Source organism: Stenotrophomonas sp. PS02301 (genome assembly GCF_029959485.1).
In the GTDB taxonomy this organism is placed as follows: Bacteria; Pseudomonadota; Gammaproteobacteria; order Xanthomonadales; family Xanthomonadaceae; genus Stenotrophomonas; species Stenotrophomonas maltophilia_Z.
The window spans coordinates 1-6,494 of the sequence record NZ_JASCOO010000152.1 but is presented as its reverse complement, the minus strand read 5'-3'; the positions used below and the strand labels follow the sequence as shown (position 1 = coordinate 6,494).

Here is a 6,494-nt window from a genome sequence, read left to right as displayed (position 1 = left end):
CGCCTACCCCGCGCACGAGCCCCGAAGCGGCCGGTAGGCGCCTGGGCAAAATAAAGGAGGAGGCCGTCGCCGCCAGGCGGCGGCCGGGGGACATTTGCCGAGGGGCCTGCCGGTCGCTTCGGGGCGTAACGCTCGCGGCGACCCCAAGCGGAAAAAAAGACCGGCTCTCGCCGGTCTGTGGGTGGTGCATTCGTGCCTGCATCAGGACGTTCGTTCTTCGCCTTCATCCACGCCGAGGTTGGTGGATGGGTTGTCGTAGATCTCGCGGTCGAGCAGGCCGGTTTCCTTGGCGACGATCACCGGGACCAGCATCTGGCCGGTGACGTTGGTCATGGTGCGCATCATGTCCAGGATGCGGTCGATGGCGTAGAGGTAGCCGATGGTTTCCAGCGGAAGGTTGGCGGCGCTGAGGACGACGGTGGCCATGACCACGGCGGTGCCGGGGACGCCCGCGGTGCCGAAGCTGCCCAGGACCGAGGCGATCAGGACGACGATGTACTGCTCGGGGGTGAGCGGCACGCCGGTGTACTGGGCGATGAAGACGGCGCACAGGGCCGGATAGATCGCGCCGCAGCCGTCCATCTTGATGCTGGCGCCGAGGGGGACGGCGAAGGAAGCGTAGTCCTTGTTGACGCCGAGGTTGTGGGTGATCGAGCGCATCGCGGCGGGCATGGCGGCGAAGCTGGAGGAGCTGACGAAGGCGACCTGCATGCCGGGGGCGGCGCCGCGGAAGAACTTGAGCGGGTTCAGGCCGTGCATGAGCAGCAGGCTGCCGTAGACCACCACGATGTGCAGGGCGCAGGCGATGTACAGGGCGAGCACGAAGTTGCCGAGCGGCAGCAGTTTTTCGAAGCCGTAGCTGCCGACCAGGCCGGCGATCAGGCCGAAGGTGCCCAGCGGGGTGATCTCCAGCACGAAGCGGGTCACCTGGATCATGATCTCGCTCATCTGCCCGGTCAGCTTGCGTGCCTCGCTGACCTTGTCGCCGAGCTTGACCATGGCAAAACCGAGCAGGCCGGCGAAGAAGATCACCGGCAGGATCGAGCCGCGCCCGGCGGCCAGGACGGTTTCACCGGCGCTGTTGATGCGGGTGCCGATGCCGGTCAGCGCGTAGAACACGTTGGAGGGCACGACATCCATCAGCACCTTGATCACGCTGGGTACTTCGCGCGGGGTGTAGCCGTGGTCCATGCTCAGGCTGAGCGCGCCGCTGCCGGGCTGCATGACGGTGCCGACGCCAAGGCCCACGCACACCGCCAGGGCGGCGGTGATGATGAACCACAGGAAAGTGCGCCCGCCCAGCGCCGCCACGGACTTCTGACCGTGCAGCGAGGAGATGGCGTTGATCACGGCGAAGAACACCAGCGGCACCGCGATCATCTTGATCAGGGTGACGTAGAGATCGCCCAGCGGGCCGAACCAGGTTTCGGCCGCCGGCCCGAGCAGCCAGCCGGCCAGTGCGCCGAGGACGAAGCCGCCGAGGACCCGTTGCCAGAAGGGGATCCGCAACCAGGCAGAGACCAGCTTCATGCGCGTTCCAGAGGTAATTTGACAGCTAGGCACCTTAGCCCAAGCGGGGCCGTGGAACGAGGCGTACACGGAAAATCAGCGTGTCATCGGCGTGCCTTGCGGCGTTCTGCATAATGAACGCCCGTTTCACATGTGAGATGCATTCATCCATGTCCCGTTTCACGCCTCTGGTGGCCGCCGTCACCACCCTGCTGCTCGGCGCCTGCGCCACTACCGCTCCCTCCTCCAGCGCTACTGCCGGCGCGGTCCAGGTCGATGTGCCGGCCATTGCCCACCCCGCCGGGGAGACCCCGCAGTGGTGGTACCGCAGCGGTGCGGCGCGCGCGGCCAGCACCGGTGCGATGGACGGCAAGGCCAAAAACGTCATCCTGTTCCTGGGTGACGGCATGAGCCTGACCACGGTGGCCGCGGCGCGCATCTTCGAGGGGCAGCGCAACGGGCATCCAGGCGAGGAGAACCTGCTGTCCTGGGAGCGCTTCCCGGCCACGGCGTTCAGCAAGACCTACAACACCGATTCGCAGACGCCGGATTCGGCCGGCACGATGACGGCAATCACCACCGGCGTGAAGACCCACATGGGCGCAATCGGGGTCAGCGCGGGCACCCGCAATGACTGCGCCGACAGCCTGAACAAGGGGCTGCTGACCTGGCTGCAACTGGCTGACAGCGCCGGCATGGCGACCGGCGTGGTCTCCACCGCGCGCCTGACCCATGCCACCCCGGCGGCGACCTACGCGCACTCGCCGGAGCGCAACTGGGAAAACGACACCGACGTGCCGGACGAGGCCAAGGCCGCCGGCTGCCGCGATATCGCCCAGCAGCTGTTGTCGACCTCGCGCTTCGGGCGCGGCCCGCTGGTCGCCCTCGGCGGTGGCCGTGGTGAATTCACCACCGTTGAAGAACGCGATCCGGAATACGACGACAAGGTCGGCCAGCGCCTGGACGGGCGCAGCCTGGTGACCGAGTGGCAGCACGCGCACCCGCAGGGTGCCTATGTGTGGAACGCCAAGCAGCTGCAGGCTGCCGCGAACGCACCGGCGATCTTGGGCCTGTTCGAGCCGGACCACATGCGCTACGAAGCCGAGCGCAAGGAGGATCCGGCCGGTGAGCCGAGCCTTGCCGAACTGACCCAGGCGGCGATCGCCAACCTGTCGCGCCACCAGGAAGGCTATGTGCTGATGGTGGAAGGCGCGCGCATCGATCACGCCAACCACAGCGGCAATGCCTACCGGGCACTGACCGATACCGTGGCACTGTCCGATGCGGTGCGCGCCGCCGTCGAGGCGACCTCGGATCAGGACACCCTGATCATCGTCACCGCCGACCATTCGCATACGCTGAACTTCGTCGGCTACCCGGCACGGGGCAACCCGATCCTGGGCAAGGTCAAGGACAAGGGTGGCGAAGACGGCGCCGGCAAGCTGGACCTGGCCCGCGATGGCCTGGGCCTGCCCTACACCACGCTGACCTACGCCAACGGCCCGGGCTACACCGGTGCCACCAACCAGCAGCCGGTCGGCCCGAAGCGCTACCCGCACAACCCGAGCAGCTTCGATCCGAGCACCGGCCGGCCGGACCTGACCGCGGTGGATACCGAGCATCCCGATTACATGCAGGAAGCGCTGGTGCCCGCCAAGAGCGAATCGCATGGCGGTGAAGACGTCGGCATCTGGGCACGTGGCCCGGGCAGCAAGGCGGTGCGCGGCACGATGGAGCAGAACGCGATCTACCACATGATCGTGCAGGCCACGCCGCGCCTGCGCCTGCGCCTGTGCGAGGCCGGCACCTGCGACGCCAAGGGCGTGCCGGTCGAGCTGCCCAAGCCGACCGCGTTCGAGCGCCAGGCCGGCGATAGCAAGTAATGCGTGGGCTTCGTCACAGCGCAACGAACAGGGGCCGCCTCGCGCGGCCCCTGCTGCTGGCAGCCAGCCTGCTCGCCTCCGGCATGGCCTGGGGCGCCGGCACCGGGTGCACCGCCTTCACCGAGGAAGACGGCCTGCAGCCTTTGGCCGGGTGCCAGTGGCTCAACGGCCGTCTTGCGCTTGAGACCAACGCGTTGGCGTCGTTGTCCTACGATCAGGACGGGCTGGCCGCGGTCCACGCCGGCGGCGGATTCCACTATGTCCGTGCCGATGGCCGGCAGTTGCCGGTGATCACCTTCGACAACGGCCCGGACTACGTCGTGGACGGGTTGGTGCGCGGCCGCGTCGGCGCGCGCATCGGCTACTTCGATACCCAGCTGCGCCAGGCGTTCCCGGCCACCTTCGATTTCGGCTGGGCGTTCGATGACGGGGTGGCCCGCGTCTGCCAAGGCTGCCGACCCGGCACGCCGGACGATCATGGCCACATCGCGATGGTCGGTGGCACCTGGTATCGCATCGATCGGCAGGGGCGTCCTGCGATGGATGCCGGCACGCCATGACGGCCCTGCGTGGCAACGTCGCCGCGCAGCGCCGATACTGCCGGTCTGCCTGAGATCGCGCCCCCATGACAGCCCAGCTTCCCCATCCCCCGTCCGTCGCCCATCCCGTGCTGGTGGGCTTCAGCGGTGGGCTGGATTCCACCGTCCTGCTGCACTGGCTGGCCACCTCGCCGGCGCAGCGCACCGCGGGCCTGCGCGCCGTACATATCCATCATGGCCTGCAGGAGCAGGCCGATGCCTGGACCGTGCACTGCACGCAGGTGTGCGCGCGCTGGAATATCCCGCTGCGGCTGCTCCGTGTCCAGGTGCAACGCAACCAAGGGCAAGGGCCGGAAGCTGCCGCGCGGCATGCACGCCGTGAGGCGTTCGCCTCGCAGCTGCTGCCCGGCGAACAGTTGGCGCTTGCCCACCATCGCGACGACCAGGCCGAAACCTTCCTGCTGCGGGCGCTGCGTGGCTCCGGGGTGGATGGATTGGCGTCCATGCAGGTCACCAGCGCATTTGGCGCCGGCACCGTGTGGCGGCCGTTGCTGGAGGTTCCGCGCAGCACCCTGCGTGCGCATGCCCAGGCCGAGGGCCTGGACTGGATCGAAGACCCCAGCAACGCCAGTGACGATGCCGACCGCAATTTCCTGCGCCTGCAGGTACTGCCGCAGCTTCGTCAGCGCTGGGCGCAGGCCGATGCCGCCTTCGCGCGCAGCGCGGCGTTGTGCGCGCAGTCCCAGCATCTGCTCGACAATGCCGACCGCGACGCACTGGAACGCTGCAGCGTCGGCCCCGGTGTGATCGACTGCGCGCGGCTGATGCGCCAGCCGGTGGAACGACGTGCACGCCTGCTGCGGCATTGGGTACGTGGCAGTGGCCTGCCACCGCTGCCTGCCGCCGGGGTCGAGGCGGTCGAACGCGAGCTGCTCCCGGCCGCGCACCATGCCGATGCGCAGTTTGCCTGGCAGGGTGCGCGCATCCGCCGTTGGCGCGGGCAGTTGCACTTGCTGTCGGCCAGCCTCGCACTGCCGGCCGACTGGAGCGTGCACTGGGATGGCCGCGCGCCGCTGGCCCTGCCCGATGGGGGCGCGCTGCGGCTGCTCGGCACGGACGCCGGGTTCGACAGCCCCGTGCAGATCCGCGCGCGCCGCGGCGGCGAGCGCATCCAGCTGCCCGGGCGCACACATTCCCATGCGCTCAAGGATCTGCTGCAACAGCAGGGCCTGCCGCCGTGGCAGCGCCGTCAGCTGCCGCTGCTGTTTGATGAAGACACGCTGCTGGCCGCGGGCGACCGCGTGATCGGTGCGGCCCTGCAGCCGTGGTTGCAGGCCCATCATGCGCAGTTGCAGTGGACCCCGGGCGCGGCGTGAATTGACCCCGCCGGGCCAGCAGCCCATACTTGGCGCATGGCAAAGAAGTCCCCCAATGAAACCTCCCCGGTCGCCCACTTCGAGCAGTCGCTGGAAGAACTGGAGCAACTGGTGGAGAAGATGGAAACCGGCGAAATGAGCCTGGAACAATCGCTCAGCGCCTACGAACGTGGCGTCGGGCTGTACCGCCAGTGCCAGCAGGCGCTGGAACAGGCCGAACTGCGCGTGCGCCTGCTCAGCGATCCGGCCCAGCCCGACACCGCCGTGCCGTTCGACCCGCCCAGCCATGACGGTTGAGGCCACGTTCGCGCGGTGGCGCGACCGTATCGAAAGCCAGCTCGACGCCAGCCTGCCTTCCCCGTCCGATGCCCCGCGAGGGCTGCATCAGGCGATGCGTTATGCGGTGCTCGGGGGTGGCAAGCGCATGCGCCCGTTGCTGGTGTATGCCAGCGGCCGGATCTTCGGTGCCGACGAAAACGCACTGGATGCACCCGCGATGGCGGTGGAGCTGATCCATGCGTATTCGCTGGTGCACGACGATCTGCCGGCGATGGACGATGACGCCCTGCGGCGCGGCCGCCCGACCACCCATATCGCCTTCGATGAAGCCACCGCGATCCTCGCCGGCGATGCCCTGCAGACACGCGCGTTCAGCCTGATCGCCGACGCGGCGTTGCCAGCGCAGCTGCGCGTGGAGTGCCTGCAGACCCTGGCGCACGCCTCCGGCGCGGCCGGCATGTGCGGCGGCCAGGCCTTGGATATCGACGCTACTGGCCATCAGCAGCCGTTGCAGGCTCTGGAACGCATGCATGCGCTCAAGACCGGTGCGCTGATCCGCGCCGCGGTGCGCATGGGCGCGCTGTGTGGGCAGGCGCCCGCGGCTGATCTGGCGACGCTGGATACGGTGGCCTCCGCGCTGGGCCTGGCCTTCCAGGTACGCGATGACATCCTCGATGTCGAAGCCAGTTCCGAACAGCTCGGCAAGACCGCCGGCAAGGACGAAGCGCAGGCCAAATCGACCTTCCCGGCGCTGCTGGGCATGGACGGTGCCAAGGCGCATCTGCGCACGTTGAGCGAGCAGATGTTCGACGGTCTGGCCGGCTATGGTGAGTCGGCCGATGCACTGCGTGCGCTGGCCCGGTTGGCCGTTGAGCGGGATCACTGAGGCCCGGCGATCGACCCACGGT

At 68.5% G+C, this 6,494-nt stretch carries 6 protein-coding genes; 5 read left to right on the top strand and 1 reads right to left on the bottom strand.

Annotation, left to right across the window (positions count from 1 at the left end):
• Positions 1–201: 201 nt before the first annotated feature.
• Positions 202–1,530 (bottom strand): dicarboxylate/amino acid:cation symporter, encoded by a 1,329-nt coding sequence (locus tag QMX81_RS20115; protein ID WP_152154182.1) that lies wholly within the window; start codon positions 1,528–1,530, stop codon positions 202–204.
• A 149-nt stretch (positions 1,531–1,679) separates the two neighbouring features.
• On the opposite strand from QMX81_RS20115, the gene QMX81_RS20110 reads away from it, so the two are divergent.
• The 5 genes from QMX81_RS20110 to QMX81_RS20090 all read left to right on the top strand — a co-directional run bounded on the left by QMX81_RS20110 (position 1,680) and on the right by QMX81_RS20090 (position 6,472).
• On the top strand, positions 1,680–3,392 hold the full coding sequence (locus QMX81_RS20110) for an alkaline phosphatase (protein WP_282264165.1): 1,713 nt from the start codon (positions 1,680–1,682) through the stop codon (positions 3,390–3,392).
• Entirely contained in the window at positions 3,392–3,952 is a 561-nt protein-coding gene (locus QMX81_RS20105; protein ID WP_282264163.1) for a WG repeat-containing protein, read from the top strand. Before QMX81_RS20110 ends, QMX81_RS20105 begins: the two co-directional genes overlap by 1 nt.
• Positions 3,953–4,017: 65 nt before the next feature.
• Complete coding sequence (gene tilS, locus QMX81_RS20100; protein WP_282264161.1) at positions 4,018–5,307, top strand: tRNA lysidine(34) synthetase TilS; 1,290 nt, start codon at positions 4,018–4,020, stop codon at positions 5,305–5,307.
• 36 nt (positions 5,308–5,343) lie between these two features.
• A complete protein-coding gene (locus tag QMX81_RS20095; protein ID WP_019182618.1) occupies positions 5,344–5,604 on the top strand; it encodes an exodeoxyribonuclease VII small subunit in 261 nt (86 codons plus the stop codon).
• A complete protein-coding gene (locus QMX81_RS20090) occupies positions 5,594–6,472 on the top strand; it encodes a farnesyl diphosphate synthase (RefSeq protein ID WP_282264159.1) in 879 nt (292 codons plus the stop codon). The genes QMX81_RS20095 and QMX81_RS20090 overlap by 11 nt, the downstream gene beginning before the upstream one ends.
• The last annotated feature ends 22 nt before the right edge of the window (positions 6,473–6,494 follow it).